Here is a 17663-nt window from a genome sequence, read left to right on the forward strand (position 1 = left end):
CCAGTGGCACCGGTAGCGCCCGTGTTACCTTGAGGTCCAGTGGCACCAGTAGCGCCCGTGTTACCTTGAGGCCCAGTAGCGCCAGTAGCGCCCGTGTTACCTCGAGGCCCAGTGGCACCGGTAGCGCCTGTGTTACCTCGAGGCCCAGTGACCTCGAGGCCCAGTGGCACCAGTAGCGCCTGCTGGTCCAGTAGGTCCGGTAGGTCCTTGAATGAACGAAGCAGAATTAACTAGAGCAGTTTGTAATGCTGCTATTAATTTAAGGAGCTCTTGAAGTGTGCAAGGGTCAATTCGGAATAATTTTGTAATGTATAGTAAATAGTTAATGAGATTTTGAAGCTCAATAAATACAGCGCTTGCTACAAAGGTTGGATTTCTTAATATAGTTATTAAGTTTTTAATAATAGCTAACCCTTGTGCTTTCAGGGAGGAAGTAGCGTCTAGTGAACAAATAAATTTACTCAGTAGGTTCAATGTATCGATTAGGTCTTCAATATTTTGGGGAGATGGATTTGCGAAAAGTTTTGGGATTATTTTTGTTAAATCAATAATAATCGCACGAAATGTTCTAAGTTGAGCTTTAGTAATTGGGATTGATGGAGTATTCGGGATTCGTCCGGCGCTACTTGGAAAGCATGGTTTGGAGAATTTGTTTTGATTGTCGTTATAACGAGACATTAAATCTCTCCTTTCTCACGAAAATGTGAACGAAACTCATCATAGTAGATGCAGAAATTAGTTAAATGGTCATAGTAAAATCGTTTGTTTAAAGAAAAAATAGAAAAAACGCCTTACAATAAGGCGTTTTTTCTATTTTCTGCGTATTGATAATATCGCTTTAAGGAAATTTTTGATTTGAATCCAGCGAGTTTTATAATTTCTGATTCAGGAGTTTCTTTTTTTATTAAGTTTAAAATATAGGTGTTACGAAAATGTTGTCCTGAAATTCCTTTACGTAAATTGGCTCTAGCCACTTCGAGGCGAATCATTTTTTGTATAGCAATTTCCGTTAATGCCTTTGGTGCATCATTTTCATATACCCACCTGTATGTTCCACGGTTAAAATCGAATGCGACAAATAATGGATCATCACTATGGTATTTAGGACGAACTGGTTCTGGGATGCTTTTGTAATAATTATATAGTTGTTTTTTGTCTTCTTTTGCTAATGTAATTGTTCTTTCTACACCTGCGGTTGCTGGGATTGATAATGTATTAGTTTCAAAGTGAACGTGATGCATTGTTAATGCTGTAAGTTCCTGTAAGGATAAACCGTAGTCAATCAATAGATTTAAAATAGCAATATTGCGATCCATTAATAAGGGGCGCACAGGAAGTTGTTTTTCTGAAAGTCCTTCTAATGAAGTGACTATATACTTTAACCTTTTTTCTTCATCAGGTGAAATGAAATCTTCGTTACGAAGTGTACGGTCTGGTTGAATAGATATTTCCATATTCTTCAATGGATTAGGAATGTTTAGAAAATGATGCATTCTATTTAGTACAATAAATACACGATGCATCGTTTTTTCTGAGTAATGTCGATTCGTTTTTAAATCGGAAAAGTAATCTTCGTAGTCTTTTGTACAAAGTGTAGCCCATATATTACTGGAAGGGAGCTTTTTGTTTTTTTCTAACCAATGTCCGAAGTCTTCAATGTCATAAACATAACGTTTAATAGTTGAGGGTTTTCGGCCTTTATTCAATAAAAAAATAGAAAAGGCTTGTATTGTATCATGGAATTCCGTTGTCTCCATAGTCCCACCACCTTAATTATTTCTTATATTATAGCAAACTTTTCTGAAAATAGGCATTTACAAGGGGACAGGAATAATAATATTTGGTGAGTGGATAAAATGAGGTGATTGTATGGAACAATCGATGCGAAAGAAAAACAACAATCAAATTAATATTGTGTTAAACCATCGAAAGAAAATTTCTTTGCCAGCCGCAGAAAATAAAACGGTAATTTCAAATGAAACTGCAATTAAACATGAAATGCTGCAGAGAATTGAAGAAGAGATGGGGAAGCTTGTTGGGATGGAGGATATAAAAAAGATAATAAAAGAAATATATGCTTGGATTTATGTGAATAAAAAAAGACAAGAAAAGGGATTGAAGTCAGAGAAGCAAGTACTTCATATGCTGTTTAAAGGGAATCCAGGTACAGGGAAGACAACTGTTGCTAGAATGATAGGAAAATTGCTGTTTGAGATGAATATTCTATCGAAAGGCCACTTGGTTGAAGCTGAACGTGCTGATCTTGTAGGAGAGTACATCGGCCATACAGCCCAAAAAACAAGAGATTTAATAAAAAAAGCAATGGGAGGTATTTTGTTTATTGATGAGGCGTATTCTTTAGCTCGAGGAGGAGAGAAGGACTTTGGAAAAGAAGCAATTGATACGCTTGTAAAACATATGGAAGATAAACAACATGGTTTTGTATTGATTTTAGCTGGATATTCAAGAGAGATGAATCACTTTCTTTCATTAAATCCAGGGCTTCAATCTCGTTTTCCATTTATTATTGAGTTTGCGGATTACTCGGTAAATCAGCTATTGGAAATTGGGAAGAGAATGTATGAAGATCGTGAATATCAGTTATCAAAAGAAGCTGAATGGAAATTTAGGGATCATTTACATGCGGTGAAGTATTCGTCGCAAATTACATCGTTTAGTAATGGGCGATATGTACGGAATATTGTTGAAAAATCAATTCGTACACAGGCGATGCGGTTGTTGCAAGAAGATGCGTATGATAAAAATGATTTAATTGGAATATCGAGTATGGATTTGATGCTCGAAGAGGAGACGCACAGTACATAAACTGTGCGTCAATTTTTGTGTATAAGTTCGTTTACTCTTTTTTTGCTTTTTCTTGGTGTGTTTTATGGAAGTGTTCCATTTTAGCGCTCTTTTCGTGTGCTGAATTAGGATCGTGTCCAAATTGATTTACTGAGCTTTTTTGAGCTCCTTTATTAACGTGGTTTGTCATTTGTATTCACCTCACTTTAAAAATTAGTATAAACATTATATAAAGAAAAAATCGTTAGAAAAGAAAAACCTCTTTACGATATGTAAAGAGGTTAGATTGCTATTTATGCATTGAACGTTCTTTCGTTTCGATACGTCTGTGCGGTAAATGCCATTTGTAATGAATAGAAACCATGCGGAAGCAAACAATTAAAATGAATAGAATGTAAAGAGCCCAATCGCTAACAATAATTTGAGCTCCAATTAAGAAACCTGCTAAAATTGTCCAAAAGGCATATACTTCAGCTCGAAGAACGAGAGGTTTTCTGCGGGCTAAAAGATCGCGAATGATACCGCCGCCGATACCAGTTAAAACAGCTGCTACAATTGTGGCGCTAATTGGTAAATTTAATTTTTGGGCATATAATGCTCCTTGTACAGCAAATGCCGATAAGCCGATAGCGTCAGTGATATTTTCCCACTTTTTCCAATGTCTAATTAACTTATTTGGAAAAAGAAAAATAATAGTCATTGATAAAAGTGCGATTTGGAATAACATGTCTTGTTGCCAAAACGCGACAATCGGATAACCGATTAATAAATTACGAAGGGCACCTCCCCCAAATGCGGTTGCCATTCCTAAAATATACACCCCGAAAATATCATAATCCTCTTCCATTGCAACAATGGCTCCGCTTAGTGCGAAAGCGATTGTGCCTATGATGCTAAAAATCTCCCATGCCATGAATTTTCTCCCCCGCTAACTAGATGAAATGTGCTTCCTCTGCTATTATATTAGAAGGTTTAAATTTCGAAAAGGATGAGTGAACATATTTGATGGAAGAAAAAGAAAAAGTCATATTAGTAGGCTGTCAATTGCCACAAGATGATGATGAAAAATTTATGCATTCCATGAAAGAGCTTGCATCACTAGCGAAGACTGCACGAGCAGAATTGTTAGTGTCAACAACGCAAAAACGACCAAAGTTTCATCCGGCAACTTACATAGGTAAAGGGAAATTAGAAGAGCTTACAATGTTAACTGAAGAGTTAGAGCCGGATGTTATTGTATTTAATAATGAATTAACGCCGAGTCAAATTCGGAATTTATCCTCAGTATTAGATGCGAGAGTAATTGATCGAACGCAACTAATACTGGATATTTTTGCGCAACGTGCGAAGTCGAGGGAAGGTAAGCTTCAAGTAGAATTAGCTCAGTTGCAATATACAATGCCGCGTCTTATGGGGCAAGGATTGTCCTTATCGCGTCTTGGTGGTGGTATTGGAACAAGAGGACCGGGTGAGACGAAATTAGAGACGGATCGTCGTCATATTCGATCGCGTATTGATGAAATAAAGAAACAACTTGCAGTTGTTGTGGAACATCGAAAAAGATATCGTGAGAGAAGAAAAGATAATAAAGTATTTCAAGTGTCATTAATAGGGTATACAAATGCAGGGAAATCGACACTGTTTAATAGATTAACGGAAGCTGATACGTTTGAAGAAAACCTTCTGTTTGCAACATTAGACCCAACGACAAGGAAGATGCCGTTACCTTCTGGTTATACAGTATTACTAACTGATACTGTTGGTTTTATACAAGATTTACCTACTTCATTAATCGCTGCTTTTCGTTCAACACTGGAAGAAGCGGGGGAAGCAGATGTCATTTTACATGTAGTTGATTCCGCGGATCCTAACTACATAGGGCATGAAAAAACAGTAAAAAGATTATTATCAGAACTTGAAATTAACCATATTCCTGTTATTACGTTATATAATAAAAAAGATGAATTACATCAAAACTTTATTCCGTTTCCGAAAAGTGATTTCTTAATGACTAGTGCTTTTGAAGAAAGTGATTTATTGCGTATAAAAGAAGCGATAGAAACGAAGATGAAGAAAGAAATGGATCGTTATCGAGTGGAAATCCCTCCGAGTGAAGGTAAGTTGTTAACGCTTTTAAAGACGGAAACTCTATTAGCAAAGATGGAGTTTCTAGAAGATAAATTTGTATATGATTGTGCAGGGTATATTTTTACTCATTCATCGCTTAATGTGCAATTAAAGAGATTTTTAGTGGAAGAAGGAGAAAATAAAAATGTTTGATCGTTTGAAAAATGGAGAAAAAATTGCTCCAATCGTAAAAGAAGTAGAGAGTCAGATTACAGAAGTACATAAACGTGCGGATGAAGTAATTGAAAGCAATCAGTTTCGTGTATTAGAAAGTTTTCGTAAACATAAAATTAGTGACTCGCATTTTATCCCGACAACAGGTTATGGTTATGATGATATTGGCCGTGATACGTTAGAAAAAGTGTATGCTGATGTATTTGGGGCGGAAGCTGGACTTGTTCGTCCGCAAATTATTTCAGGTACTCACGCTATCTCTACAGCGTTATTTGGTATTTTACGCCCGGGAGATGAGTTATTGTATATCACTGGGAAACCGTATGATACGTTAGAGGAAATTGTTGGTGTACGTGGGAAAGGTGTAGGTTCATTTAAAGAATATAATATCGGTTACAATGCAGTTCCGCTAACTGAAGCTGGGCTTGTTGATTTTGAGGCTGTTGCAGCAGCGATTCATAATAATACGAAAATGATCGGTATTCAGCGCTCGAAAGGTTATGCTACTCGTCCATCGTTTACTATTTCTCAAATTAAAGAGATGATCGCGTTTGTTAAAGAAATTAAACCTGATGTTGTTGTGTTTGTAGATAACTGTTATGGCGAGTTTATTGAAGAGCAAGAGCCATGTCATGTTGGTGCAGATTTAATGGCGGGTTCGCTTATTAAAAACCCGGGCGGCGGAATTGTTAAAACTGGTGGTTATATTGTCGGGAAAGAACAGTATGTTGAAGCGTGTGCATATCGTTTAACATCTCCGGGAATTGGCGCGGAAGCTGGAGCGTCTTTATACAGTCTGCAAGAAATGTATCAAGGGTTCTTCTTAGCGCCACATGTTGCAGGACAAGCGCTGAAAGGTGCAATTTTTACAGCTGCGTTTTTAGAAAAGTTAGGAATGAACACGTCACCAGCGTGGAATGCACCAAGAACAGATTTAATTCAATCTGTTCAATTTGATGATAAAGACCGTATGATTGCCTTCTGCCAAGCGATTCAATATGCATCTCCAATTAATTCGCATTTTACTCCGTATGCAAACTATATGCCAGGCTATGAAGATGATGTAATTATGGCTGCGGGAACATTTATTCAAGGTGCAAGTATTGAATTGTCTGCTGATGGTCCAATTCGTCCGCCTTATGTTGCTTACGTCCAAGGTGGGTTAACTTATTCACATGTGAAGATTGCGATTTGTTCTGCAATTGATGCATTAATTGAAAAAGAATTATTAACAATTTCTTAAGGGGAAGCTGTCGATTTCGGCAGCTTTTTTCGTATAAAAGTAATGATTTATGCGATTAGAAAAAAGAATGAAAAAATTCATAAAAAAAATTATAAAAAATCATGTAAGAAAAGCTAACATCTATTGACACTAAACATAACATAGTATAAAATGAGAAGCAGTTAAGGCGAAGGAGGAACTGAAAAATGAAAGAAGATAGACGTTCTGCCCCGCTGTTTCCTATTGGTATTGTTATGGATTTAACACAATTGTCTGCACGTCAAATTCGCTACTATGAAGAGCATAATCTTGTTTCTCCAACCCGTACAAAGGGGAATCGTAGATTATTTTCATTTAACGATGTAGATAAGTTGTTAGAAATTAAAGATTTGTTAGATCAAGGCTTGAATATGGCTGGTATTAAACAAGTGTTACTAATGAAAGAAAATCAAACAGAAGCAGTGAAAGTAAAAGAAGAAACGAAAGAAATTTCAAAAACTGAGCTTCGCAAAATACTTCGAGATGAACTACAACATACAGGTAGATTCAATCGAACTTCATTGCGACAAGGTGACATTTCAAGATTTTTTCACTAAAGATAACTGATTCTGAAGGCGATTAGAGGGACTAAGGAGGAATTTATAATGTCTAGATACACAAAAGAAGATATTTTCCGTTTGGCGAAAGAAGAGAATGTAAAGTATATCCGTTTACAATTTACGGACCTTTTAGGGGTAATTAAAAACGTAGAGATTCCAGTGAGACAATTAACGAAAGCTCTTGATAACAAAATGATGTTTGATGGATCTTCGATTGAAGGTTTCGTACGTATTGAAGAATCTGATATGTATTTATATCCTGATTTAGACACTTGGGTAATTTTCCCTTGGACAGCTGAAAAAGGTAAAGTAGCTCGACTAATCTGTGATATTTACAATGCAGATGGCACTCCATTTGATGGAGACCCACGTAACAACTTAAAACGTGTGTTAAAAGAAATGGAAGCTTTAGGATTTTCAGACTTCAATCTTGGACCAGAGCCAGAATTCTTCCTATTTAAGGTTGATGAAAAAGGAAATCCAACATTAGAACTAAACGATAACGGTGGATACTTCGACCTTGCGCCGATGGATCTAGGGGAAAACTGTCGTCGTGATATCGTTCTTGAACTTGAAGAAATGGGATTTGAAATTGAAGCATCTCACCATGAGGTTGCTCCAGGGCAGCACGAAATTGACTTTAAATATGCAAATGCAATTCGCTCATGTGATGACATTCAAACATTCAAACTTGTTGTAAAAACAATTGCTCGTAAACATGGTTTACACGCAACGTTTATGCCAAAACCACTATACGGTGTGAACGGTTCAGGTATGCACTGTAACTTATCATTATTTAAAAATGGTGAGAACGTATTCTTTGATGCAAACGGTGACTTACAATTAAGTGATGATGCTCGTCACTTCATCGCAGGTATTTTAAAACATGCACCAGCATTTACAGCGATAGCAAACCCAACTGTAAACTCATACAAACGTCTAGTGCCTGGATATGAAGCGCCTTGTTACGTAGCATGGTCTGCACAAAACCGTAGTCCGTTAGTACGTATCCCTGCATCTCGTGGTATTAGTACACGCGTAGAAGTACGTAGTGTTGACCCAGCTGCAAACCCATATTTAGTAATGGCTACATTATTAGCTGCAGGTCTTGATGGAATTAAAAACAAATTAACTCCACCAGCAGCAGTAGATCGTAACATCTATGTAATGACAAAAGAAGAGCGCGAAGAAGCAGGTATCGTTGATTTACCAGCAACATTAGCGCAAGCATTAGTTACATTACAATCTAATGAAGTAGTATGCGGTGCACTAGGAGAACACTTACTTGAGCACTTCATCGAAGCGAAAGAGATTGAGTGGGATATCTTTAGAACACAAGTTCACCAATGGGAACGCGATCAATATATGTCTCTATACTAAGAGAGAGAAGCCTTGATACTACGGTATCAGGGCTTTTTTAGCTTTTTTAAGTGAAGTTATTGGATTCTTTTTGATTTCCTTGAATCATTTTACTAAGAAAATTTTTTCGATAGAATCGATCTTCTCTTTTTTTAATTACTTGTGCTATAACTTAATAATTTTTTACTGCCTGTACGACGCGACCAATGATTTTTACGTCCTCATCTGCAAGGCTGTAAGTTTGTGGCTTGTGAATCGAATCATTACTCAATGGTATTAACGTAATGATACTTAGTTATAACATAGTCTTATTCAGGATTTCGTTAGTTCATTTTCTAAATTTTGGGAATAAATATAGTTTAGTACCTTGCAATAAATAATACTAAGTGGTATATTATGGATAAAACAGGTACCGTGTATTGAACAGTACTAAGATAGGAAAGGAGGATGGCACTTGAACGTTCAGTTTAAAAAAGGTGTGCTTGAACTTTGTGTATTAGCACTTGTAAAACGTAAAGATAGTTACGGTTATGAACTTGTTCAGCAAATTTCTAATAAATTTTTAATATCGGAAGGGTCAGTATACCCTTTATTACGTCGTTTGACGAAAGAAGGGTATTTTCAAACGTATTTAAAGGAATCTACGGAAGGGCCACCTCGTAAATATTATCAATTAACAGAGCAAGGGGAGACGCAATTTCATTTGTTAGTAACAGAATGGTGTGATTTTGCGAAAGGGGTACAAGAAATTATTGAAGGGGTGGAATTGGATGAGTAAAGAAGGGTTTCTTAAAGAATTATCAAGTTATCTTAGAAAGTTACCAGAGGAAGAGAGGCAAGATATTTTATTGGATTATGAAGAGCACTTTCATTTTGGACTAGAAGAGGGGAAAACTGAATCAGAAATAATACAAGGCCTTGGTTCTCCGAAAGTAATAGCGAAAGAATTACTTGCGATGTATCGCTTCGATGAAATGAAAAAAAATCCATCGACTTCAAATGTGACAAGAGCTGTTATGGCAGCGATTGGACTTAGTTTGTTTAATTTTATTATTGTGTTAGGACCGTTAGTCGCAATTATTGCTTTTATATTTTCTTTTTGGATCGGTGGTATTGCTAGTGTAGTAACACCATTTTTCGTTATTGGAAAAGTATTTATGGGTACTTTTATATGGTTGGATCTTTTCGTTAGTATAACGTTTGTTGGAGTAGGTTTATTGTTATGTATTATCGCTTTTTATAGTACAAAGTGGTTTAAGAGATTGTGTGTACGATATGTAATATGGAACTTCAAAATGATAAAAGGAGAGTAAATGATGAAAAAACTATTTTTAATCGCTATTGCTTGTATCATTATTGGAGTAATAGGAATTTCCCAAACATATGAAAAAGCAGTACAAACTGCTAAAAAAGGCGATAAAGAAAATGTAATTAAAAACGAAACATTAAAAAATATAGAAGTTAAGTTAGATGCCGGGGATATTATTGTCCAAAAATCTCCTGACTCTTCTTTTTATATCAAGCAATCAGGAGATGTACGTAAACAAGAGATTCGTATCGCAGAAGATGGTGACACATTAAAAGTTATTGGGGAAAGAGAAAAAGGTGCTTCATTTGATTTTTCTTTTTACGATTTTAGGTTTCAAACGTCTAAATTGACTCTCCTTGTGCCCGAACGCTCTTACCAAGATGTAAAAGTAAATTCATCTGCTGGACAAATCGAAATGAGTGATGTGAAAAGTGATAGCGTAAGTGTTAGAACACTTGCTGGAGAAGTAGAGTTGAAACAAATAACGGCTAAGAATGTGGAGGGATCGACAAAAGCTGGTGAGGTGGATTTTAAGAAGGTATTAGGGAAAGTGACCGCAAAAACAACAAGTGGGGAAATAAATATTCAAGATCATGATTCTAAGTATAATCTAGAAGCAAGTTCAACTGCGGGAGATATAGATATTACTTTATCGGAAAAACCACAAGATGCGGTAATTACTGGGCAAAGTGCTGCCGGAGATGTAACAATTTTTAATGAAGAAAATAAAAACGTAACAATTGGAAATGGTAGTAAAAAGATTAGTGGTAAAACGGCTGCTGGAGATGTGACGATTAAAACTCGTTAATAAGAAATAGAATGCATGGAAATCTATCAAAATACAAAAAAAGAAGATAATTACCGTTATATAAATAAGGTAATTATCTTCTTTTTTTTATTTTTAATGTAAATCACGATATACGCCAATTACTTTCCCGATAACTGACACTTGTTTTAAAATGATAGGTTCTAATGAAGAATTTTCTGGTTGTAGACGGAAATGGTCTTTTTCTTTATAGAAACGTTTAACAGTTGCTTCATTATCTTCTGTTAAAGCGACTACAATTTCACCATTATATGCAGACTGTTGTTGGCGAACAACAACTAAATCTCCATCGAAAATACCAGCTTCAATCATACTATCTCCAGAAATACGTAACATGAACACTTGGTCTGCTCCAGCAACAATACTAGCTGGAAGTGGGAAATGTTCCTCTACGCTTTCGACCGCTGTAATTGGTAAACCAGCAGTAACTTTTCCGACAATTGGAACTTGAATAACAGATTGTGTTTCCGTATCCATTCGGTCTTCACCTAAAATTTCAATGGCACGTGGTTTTGTTGGATCGCGTCGAATGTATCCTTTTTCTTCTAATCGTGATAAATGTCCGTGCACTGTAGAACTAGAAGCGAGGCCGACTGCTTGACCAATTTCACGTACGGAAGGTGGATATCCTTTTTCTTGTACTTTTAGCTTAATAAAGTCGAGAATGTCTTGCTGGCGTTTCGTTAACTTTTCCATGTTTTCTAACACCTCGTTTTCTTTCATTTTTCTTATTAATAAGTATAACATGTGAAAAAACATTCTACAAACATAAGTTCGAACAAATGGCGGATTTATGTTACACTATAGGGAAATAATAGGGAGAAAGAGGGGTTCAAAATGAATGCGATTATTTATGCACGTGTGAGTACAACGAAAGAAGCGCAAGAAACATCATTATTACGTCAAAAAGATGAATTATTGCATTTAGCTGAGCGCTATCAAATGAATGTTACTAAGGTGATTGAAGAGCAGGCTAGTGGATATACAATTGAACGTGACGGTATATTAGAGGTGTTGGATACAATTCGAGACGAACAAATTGATGTGTTACTTATACAAGATGAAACGCGTCTTGGTAGAGGAAATGCGAAGATCGCGTTAATGCATTGTTTACATAAAGAAGGCATAAAAGTATATACGCATACACATAATGGTGAATTACAATTGTCGGATTCTGATTCGATGGTATTAGATATTATTGGTATTGTTGAAGAATATCAAAGAAAGATTCATAATATGAAAATTAAACGAGGTATGCAACGTGCAGTAGAAAAAGGTTATCGTCCAGAAAAAAATTTAAAAAATCGTCATTTAAGTGTAGGAAGAGAGAAAAAAGAAGTGCCAATTGAGGAAATTGTACGTTTGCGAAAAAGTGAACTCACGTTTGAAGAAATTGCAGCAACATTACGTGGATTTGGTCATAATGTTTCAAAGGCGACTGTACATCGTAGATATGTAGAGTATACGAAGCAATTGCTTGATAAAGAAGAGTAACTATTGTATGATAATAATCAGTTTTGATTAGAAGGGGGATTCGAGATGATTAATCACGAACTCGTTGAACGCATTAACTTCTTAGCGAAAAAAGCAAAAGCTGAAGGTTTAACTGAAGAAGAGCAACGTGAGCGTCAATCGCTACGTGAACAATATTTAAAAGGATTTCGTCAAAATATGTTAAACGAACTTAAAGGTATTAAAGTTGTTAACGAAGAAGGTACAGATGTTACACCGACGAAATTAAAAGCTTTAAAAAAGCAAGATAATGCAAAATTAAATTAAAAGATGGGCGAAGCCCATCTTTTTTATTTGTAAAAAATCGTTATTTAATAACTTTCCAGTTGTTATTAACTGTTGCTTCTATCGTTTTATGTTCCAATATATAATTAGCGATAAGTTCAGACATATCTGTGGGTATATCTTTTACTACTGGTTTGTTTTGAAACATAAAGAAATTTCCCCCGCCACTTGCACGATAATTATTCATTACAACGTCATATTCTTCATTCATATTAAGAGGAGCACTGTTATGCTGTAAAGATTCTACTCTTTCACCAATTGGTTTTGAAATGTTTAATACGTATGAAATCCCTTCCCACATATCATAATTATAATGTTGTGGCTTTGGTTCTATGTAGGTAGGACTTACGGTGATTGATCCATCTGTTTTTAATGTGAAATAAGAAGCAGAGAGTTCAAGAGCATTTTTTATATCTGCTCCAGTTATTTTAATTACTTTTAATGTGTTTGGATAAATATAATTAGAAACGATATCACGCATTGTTACATGTTCCGGGAAACCTGGAGATGTATTATGGAACAAACTTGTACAAGAAATTGATACATTAGCTATATTCATCTGTATTTTATTTATGAATTCTATAAAAGGATGATCATGCAAACGAGTTTGCATAGCATCTGAAATTTGCATGTCCCCTTGAATGATTCCAATAGGTTGATCAAGCCACTTTTGTGTTTTCTTTTCGTAATCGGCTACCAATGAAAGTACATCTTGGTCCGCCTCAAATCCTTGTACAGATAATAATTCAGAAGAACTCTCTTTTTTCACCCATTTATGTTTCGTTTTTTCGAATGTTACTTTTACTTTTCCAACTGAGTGTCCATTGCATCCGGTCTGTAAAATTGTTACACCGTTAGCCATTGTGTGAGAAATTTCCCGGTGTTGGTGGCCTGTTAATAAGATATCTATGCCTTCAATTTCATGGCACATTGCATATCCTTGGTTTTCTCCGGTTAACACTTCAGTCGGTACCCCGGTTTGTAAATCTCGTTCAACTCCCCCGTGATACGCTACGACTAGTAAATCTGGTTTCTCATGTTCGCGAATATAAGAAACCCATTCTTTTGTAGTCTTTAATGCATCTTCAAATAGTAAATCTTTAATGTGATGGGACTGTTCCCAATTTGGTATGTAATGTGTTGTTACCCCTAAAATAGCAATTTTTATATTGGATTCAATCTGTTTGATTATATAAGGTTTTCCGAAATAAGGTTTCTTTATGTTTTTATCTAAAATGTTTGCTGATAGGTACGGGAAGTTCGCAGTAGTCACAGCATTATTTAATATATCCATCCCGTAATTAAATTCATGATTGCCGATAATTGCAGCGTCATACTGTAAGTAATTCGCTAATAAGGACATTGGGTTTTTTTTGTTTTTTTCGTATGTAACATAATGATAAGTAAATGGTGTTCCTTGAATAAAGTCGCCATTATCAATTAAAAGAACGTTTGTATTTTGGGAACGTTCTTTTTTTATAAGAGTAGAAATTTTAGCTAAACCAAGTTCTGCTGGGGAGTTATCTTGGTAGTGAATAGGATAAACAGTGCCATGTATATCGCTTGTTAATAAGATGTTTAAAGTTACAGTTTGATTTTGTTCCAATATGACTCACCTTTTCTATTGTTATCTTCCAATTCATCATATCAAATATGTGAAGAGAATTTTAATGTGAGTGTATAGAATGTGTAAAGATTCTGTAAATAATCAATTATTTGTAAAAATATGTGATATATTTCTTCATGTTTATGAAAGGTTATTTTATAACAATGAAAAATGGAGGCATTAATATGTTGAAAAAAGTTTTTGCAATGAGCACAACAGTTGTACTAGCAGCGGGATTATTAAGTGGCTGTGGAACGAAGGAATCAAGCGCAAGTAAAAATGAAGATACGAAAAAAGGGTATGTACCGAAGACTTTAAATGTTCAATTTGTTCCTTCTCAAAATGCAGATACGTTAGAGGCGAAGGCAAAACCGCTTGAGAAGCTATTAAGTGATAAGTTAAATATTCCAGTAAAAGTTAGTATTTCAACGAACTACAATACAATTGTAGAAGCGATGGCATCTAAACAAGTAGATGTAGGATTTTTACCGCCGACAGCGTACGTATTAGCACATGAAAAGAAGGCTGCAAATGTAATTTTACAAGCACAACGTTTTGGAGTAGAGGATGAAACAGGAGCCCCTACAAAAGATTTAGTAGATTATTATAAATCTGAGTTTGTTGTTAAGAAAGATTCAAATATTAATAGTGTAAAAGATTTAAAAGGTAAAAAAATTGGCTATCAAGATGTAACGTCATCAGCGGGATATGTGTGGCCTGCAGCTGTTCTATTAAAAGAGGGAATTGATCCGTTAAAAGATGTGAAACCTGTTACATTAAAAGGTCACGATCAGTCGCTTATTGCTCTTTTAAATGGTGACGTAGATGCGGCTGTTGTATTCCAAGATGCTCGTAATATTGTAAAAAAAGATTATCCGAATATATTTGATCAAACGAAAATAGTGAAATTTACTGAGAAAATTCCGAACGATACAATTTCTGTACGATCTGATTTAGATGCAGAGTGGAGCAAGAAATTACAAGATGCTTTCATTGAAATTGGAAAGAATGAGGAAGGCCGTAAAATCATTAAAGAAGTATATTCACATGAAGGATATGTTAAATCTGATGATAGTAAATTTGATATCGTTCGTGAATATGGGAAGAAAGTAAAAACGCAATAATACATATGGAAATGGCAGCTAGCTGAAAGGGGATGTTTTCAGTTAGTTTGCCGTTTTGAATACATAGAAGGTAGGTAAGATGTGTGATAGAGTTTCGAAATGTCTCCAAAGTGTATCCAAACGGTACAAAAGGATTGAATAATATAAACTTGAAAATTCAAAAAGGTGAGTTTGTTGTAATGGTAGGGCTGTCTGGAGCTGGAAAATCTACACTTCTCAGATCCGTAAATCGTCTTCATGAGATTACCGAAGGAGAAATCATTATTGAAGGTGAGTCTATTACTGCTGCGAAAGGAAAAGGATTAAGGCGTATGCGCCGGGATATCGGTATGATCTTCCAAAGTTTTAACCTTGTAAAGCGATCAACAGTATTAAAAAATGTATTAGCTGGTCGTGTTGGATATCATTCCACATTACGTACAACGTTAGGTTTGTTTCCGAAAGAAGATGTGGAGCTCGCATTTCAAGCGTTAAAAAGAGTGAATATTTTAGAAAAAGCATATGCACGTGCTGATGAATTATCAGGAGGACAACAGCAACGTGTATCGATAGCTAGAGCATTGGCGCAAGAAGCAAAAATCATATTGGCAGATGAGCCTGTTGCATCGTTAGATCCACTTACGACAAAGCAAGTGCTAGATGATTTGAAAAAAATTAATGAAGATTTTGGAATCACGACAATTGTAAATTTACATTCTATTGATTTGGCTAGACAATATGCGACACGCATTATCGGATTACATGCAGGAGAAATTGTTTTTGACGGTTTAGTAGAAGAAGCAACGGATGAAAAATTCGCTGAAATTTATGGGGACGTTGCTCAGAAAAGCGAATTATTAGAGGTGGCAGTAAAATGAATGAGGTGACGATATATTCAAATGAAATACCGAAGCCGCCGAGTAAATTGAAACATATGTTAACGTTTATTTTAGTTATTTTAATGCTGTGGAGTAGTAGTGTACAAGTAGATGCATCATTTTCAAAACTGGTAGGCGGTTTTCCAAATATGGTAGATCTATTGAAAGAAATGGTGCCACCTGATTGGAGTTATTTTCAAGTTATTACAACAGCGATGTTAGATACAATACGTATGGCGATTATTGGGACGACCTTAGGAGCGATTTTAGCTATTCCACTTGCATTGTTTGCAGCAAGTAATGTGTTTACTAACACATTTTTATACAGTCTAGCTCGAATGATTTTAAATTTTATACGAACAATACCAGATTTATTATTGGCGGCTATTTTCGTAGCGATTTTTGGAATTGGGCCACTTCCAGGTATTTTGGCTCTTACTTTTTTTTCAATTGGACTTGTAGCGAAATTGTTGTATGAATCAATTGAATCAATTGACCCTGGCCCACTAGAAGCGATGACAGCTGTAGGGGCTACTAAGGTACAATGGATTGTTTATGGGGTAATTCCGCAAGTGAAAGCACATTTTGTCTCCTATGTTCTTTATACATTTGAGGTGAACGTACGTGCAGCAGCTGTTTTAGGTTTAGTAGGAGCAGGTGGTATTGGACTATATTATGATCGTACACTTGGATTTTTACAATATAAACAAACTGCTTCTATAATTATTTATACCCTTATTGTTGTTTTGTTAATTGACTACATTAGTACATTGTTACGGGAGAAACTATAATGAATAGAACGACGATGATTGTGCCAAAACCGAAGAAACCGAGTATATATCGCTGGATTATTTTAATAGCACTTACAGTTGTATATGTATGGGCCTTTTCAGGAGTACCATTAGAGGGGATAAAGGACACAGCAGGTGAAATCACGAAAGCAATTATGACAGGGATATTGAATCCAGACTGGTCGTATGTATCTTTGCCAGATGGTGAAGATTTATTACATGGATTAATTGATACGTTGGCAATTGCAATATTAGGTACATTTATTTCTGCATTTTTATCTGTTCCGTTTGCCTTTTGGGCGGCAACGAATATGAGTAGTGGAAAATTAACTTCAGGATCTGGGAAATTTGTACTTAGTTTTGTTCGTACGTTTCCTGAATTAGTTATGGCTCTTTTATTTATAAAAGCTGTTGGTCCAGGCTCTTTTGCAGGAGTATTGGCCTTAGGATTACATTCTATTGGAATGTTAGGGAAACTATATTCAGAAGGAATTGAAAACATAGATAAAGGACCGACGGAAGCGTTACTAGCAACAGGAGCAAACCGTTTTCAAATACTTTGGTATGCAGTGTTACCACAAGTGTTACCGGATTTTCTATCGTATACGTTATACAGATTTGAAATTAATGTACGATCCGCTGCGATTTTAGGGGTTATTGGAGCAGGAGGGATTGGTACACCTTTAATTTTTGCGCTGAGTTCACGGAATTGGTCTCGTGTTGGGATTATTTTATTAGGTATCATTTTAATGGTAATTATAATTGATTGGATTTCAAGTTCGATTCGGAAACGGATTGTTTAACTTATTTGAAAAGCATCGAAGTTAGATGCTTTTTGTGTTTTTAAAAACGTATTAAAAAAAGTAAGTATAGAAGAAATTTGTATAAATATACAGATAATTCCCTTTCTTTTTAAAATAAAAATAATGAAAAAGTATGTCATATTGAATGCCCATACATTCCCGGGAACATTGATTTTTTTATAAAAAACCAAAAAAATATCAACATATTTGTCGATACATGTTGTATAATCTTGCGTGGGAAGCTATCATATAAATGTATAAAAC

19 protein-coding genes and 2 pseudogenes are annotated in these 17663 nt (G+C 35.5%); 14 read left to right on the forward strand and 7 right to left on the reverse strand.

Translation table 11 applies throughout. From position 1 onward, the window contains the following. Both ABWK52_RS09580 and ABWK52_RS09585 read right to left on the reverse strand, forming a co-directional pair. Positions 1–678: pseudogene (locus ABWK52_RS09580) on the reverse strand (collagen-like repeat preface domain-containing protein); the annotation flags it as partial. 113 nt (positions 679–791) lie between these two features. Next, on the reverse strand, positions 792–1757 hold the full coding sequence (locus tag ABWK52_RS09585; protein WP_000450319.1) for a tyrosine-type recombinase/integrase: 966 nt from the start codon (positions 1755–1757) through the stop codon (positions 792–794). A 112-nt stretch (positions 1758–1869) separates the two neighbouring features. Here ABWK52_RS09585 and spoVK point away from each other — a divergent pair, with 112 nt between their 5' ends. Next, on the forward strand, positions 1870–2826 hold the full coding sequence (gene spoVK, locus ABWK52_RS09590) for a stage V sporulation protein K (RefSeq protein WP_000438175.1): 957 nt from the start codon (positions 1870–1872) through the stop codon (positions 2824–2826). A 31-nt stretch (positions 2827–2857) separates the two neighbouring features. Here the strand turns inward: spoVK and ABWK52_RS09595 are convergent, their stop codons facing one another. Next, positions 2858–2995 (reverse strand): hypothetical protein, encoded by a 138-nt coding sequence (locus ABWK52_RS09595; protein WP_000181501.1) that lies wholly within the window; start codon positions 2993–2995, stop codon positions 2858–2860. 99 nt (positions 2996–3094) lie between these two features. Further along, positions 3095–3718: a trimeric intracellular cation channel family protein gene (locus ABWK52_RS09600; protein ID WP_000312267.1), complete on the reverse strand. Its 624-nt coding sequence runs from the start codon at positions 3716–3718 to the stop codon at positions 3095–3097. A gap of 92 nt (positions 3719–3810) precedes the next feature. On the opposite strand from ABWK52_RS09600, the gene hflX reads away from it, so the two are divergent. The 4 genes from hflX to glnA all read left to right on the forward strand — a co-directional run bounded on the left by hflX (position 3811) and on the right by glnA (position 8307). Then, entirely contained in the window at positions 3811–5085 is a 1275-nt protein-coding gene (hflX, locus tag ABWK52_RS09605) for a GTPase HflX (RefSeq protein WP_000391395.1), read from the forward strand. Beyond that, the gene (locus tag ABWK52_RS09610) at positions 5078–6349 is read left to right on the forward strand and encodes an aminotransferase class I/II-fold pyridoxal phosphate-dependent enzyme (protein ID WP_000460289.1); all 1272 of its coding nucleotides are present in this window, start codon (positions 5078–5080) and stop codon (positions 6347–6349) included. The genes hflX and ABWK52_RS09610 overlap by 8 nt, the downstream gene beginning before the upstream one ends. A 185-nt stretch (positions 6350–6534) precedes the next feature. After that, on the forward strand, positions 6535–6924 hold the full coding sequence (gene glnR, locus ABWK52_RS09615) for a transcriptional repressor GlnR (RefSeq protein ID WP_000656783.1): 390 nt from the start codon (positions 6535–6537) through the stop codon (positions 6922–6924). Between the two features lie 48 nt (positions 6925–6972). Next, a complete protein-coding gene (gene glnA / locus ABWK52_RS09620; protein WP_000092763.1) occupies positions 6973–8307 on the forward strand; it encodes a type I glutamate--ammonia ligase in 1335 nt (444 codons plus the stop codon). Positions 8308–8458: 151 nt separating this feature from the next. Here the strand turns inward: glnA and ABWK52_RS29735 are convergent. After that, a pseudogene (locus tag ABWK52_RS29735) lies at positions 8459–8578 on the reverse strand (LexA family protein); the annotation flags it as partial. 162 nt (positions 8579–8740) lie between these two features. Between ABWK52_RS29735 and ABWK52_RS09625 the strand changes: the two are divergent. The 3 genes from ABWK52_RS09625 to ABWK52_RS09635 are packed head-to-tail and all read left to right on the forward strand — an operon-like array spanning position 8741 to position 10403. Continuing rightward, a complete protein-coding gene (locus tag ABWK52_RS09625; RefSeq protein ID WP_097998321.1) occupies positions 8741–9064 on the forward strand; it encodes a PadR family transcriptional regulator in 324 nt (107 codons plus the stop codon). Further along, positions 9057–9599 (forward strand): DUF1700 domain-containing protein, encoded by a 543-nt coding sequence (locus ABWK52_RS09630; RefSeq protein WP_097998322.1) that lies wholly within the window; start codon positions 9057–9059, stop codon positions 9597–9599. Before ABWK52_RS09625 ends, ABWK52_RS09630 begins: the two co-directional genes overlap by 8 nt. Beyond that, positions 9600–10403 carry a DUF4097 family beta strand repeat-containing protein gene (locus ABWK52_RS09635; RefSeq protein WP_098542257.1) on the forward strand — a complete coding sequence of 268 codons (804 nt, stop codon included), beginning with the start codon at positions 9600–9602 and terminating at the stop codon, positions 10401–10403. 93 nt (positions 10404–10496) lie between these two features. On the opposite strand, the gene lexA is transcribed toward ABWK52_RS09635, so the two are convergent. Continuing rightward, positions 10497–11117, reverse strand: a complete 621-nt coding sequence (gene lexA, locus ABWK52_RS09640; protein ID WP_000413738.1) for a transcriptional repressor LexA — start codon at positions 11115–11117, stop codon at positions 10497–10499. A gap of 141 nt (positions 11118–11258) precedes the next feature. On the opposite strand from lexA, the gene ABWK52_RS09645 reads away from it, so the two are divergent. Together ABWK52_RS09645 and ABWK52_RS09650 are read left to right on the forward strand one after the other, a co-directional pair. Further along, positions 11259–11915: a YneB family resolvase-like protein gene (locus ABWK52_RS09645; protein WP_000991472.1), complete on the forward strand. Its 657-nt coding sequence runs from the start codon at positions 11259–11261 to the stop codon at positions 11913–11915. 45 nt (positions 11916–11960) lie between these two features. Continuing rightward, positions 11961–12200: a DUF896 domain-containing protein gene (locus ABWK52_RS09650; RefSeq protein WP_000607015.1), complete on the forward strand. Its 240-nt coding sequence runs from the start codon at positions 11961–11963 to the stop codon at positions 12198–12200. Positions 12201–12240: 40 nt separating this feature from the next. On the opposite strand, the gene ABWK52_RS09655 is transcribed toward ABWK52_RS09650, so the two are convergent. Next, positions 12241–13824 (reverse strand): bifunctional metallophosphatase/5'-nucleotidase, encoded by a 1584-nt coding sequence (locus ABWK52_RS09655; protein WP_000437447.1) that lies wholly within the window; start codon positions 13822–13824, stop codon positions 12241–12243. Between the two features lie 185 nt (positions 13825–14009). On the opposite strand from ABWK52_RS09655, the gene ABWK52_RS09660 reads away from it, so the two are divergent. From ABWK52_RS09660 to phnE (ABWK52_RS09675), 4 genes are all read left to right on the forward strand, one after another. Next, a complete protein-coding gene (locus ABWK52_RS09660; RefSeq protein ID WP_000915064.1) occupies positions 14010–14948 on the forward strand; it encodes a phosphate/phosphite/phosphonate ABC transporter substrate-binding protein in 939 nt (312 codons plus the stop codon). Positions 14949–15031: 83 nt separating this feature from the next. Further along, the gene (gene phnC, locus ABWK52_RS09665; protein WP_098542258.1) at positions 15032–15805 is read left to right on the forward strand and encodes a phosphonate ABC transporter ATP-binding protein; all 774 of its coding nucleotides are present in this window, start codon (positions 15032–15034) and stop codon (positions 15803–15805) included. Further along, positions 15802–16596 carry a phosphonate ABC transporter, permease protein PhnE gene (phnE, locus tag ABWK52_RS09670; RefSeq protein ID WP_001006812.1) on the forward strand — a complete coding sequence of 265 codons (795 nt, stop codon included), beginning with the start codon at positions 15802–15804 and terminating at the stop codon, positions 16594–16596. Before phnC ends, phnE (ABWK52_RS09670) begins: the two co-directional genes overlap by 4 nt. Further along, positions 16596–17399, forward strand: coding sequence for a phosphonate ABC transporter, permease protein PhnE (gene phnE / locus ABWK52_RS09675; protein WP_001082389.1), 804 nt, complete (start codon positions 16596–16598; stop codon positions 17397–17399). Before phnE (ABWK52_RS09670) ends, phnE (ABWK52_RS09675) begins: the two co-directional genes overlap by 1 nt. The last annotated feature ends 264 nt before the right edge of the window (positions 17400–17663 follow it).

This window comes from Bacillus sp. AP50 (genome assembly GCF_040492675.1).
In the GTDB taxonomy this organism is placed as follows: Bacteria; Bacillota; Bacilli; order Bacillales; family Bacillaceae_G; genus Bacillus_A; species Bacillus_A cereus.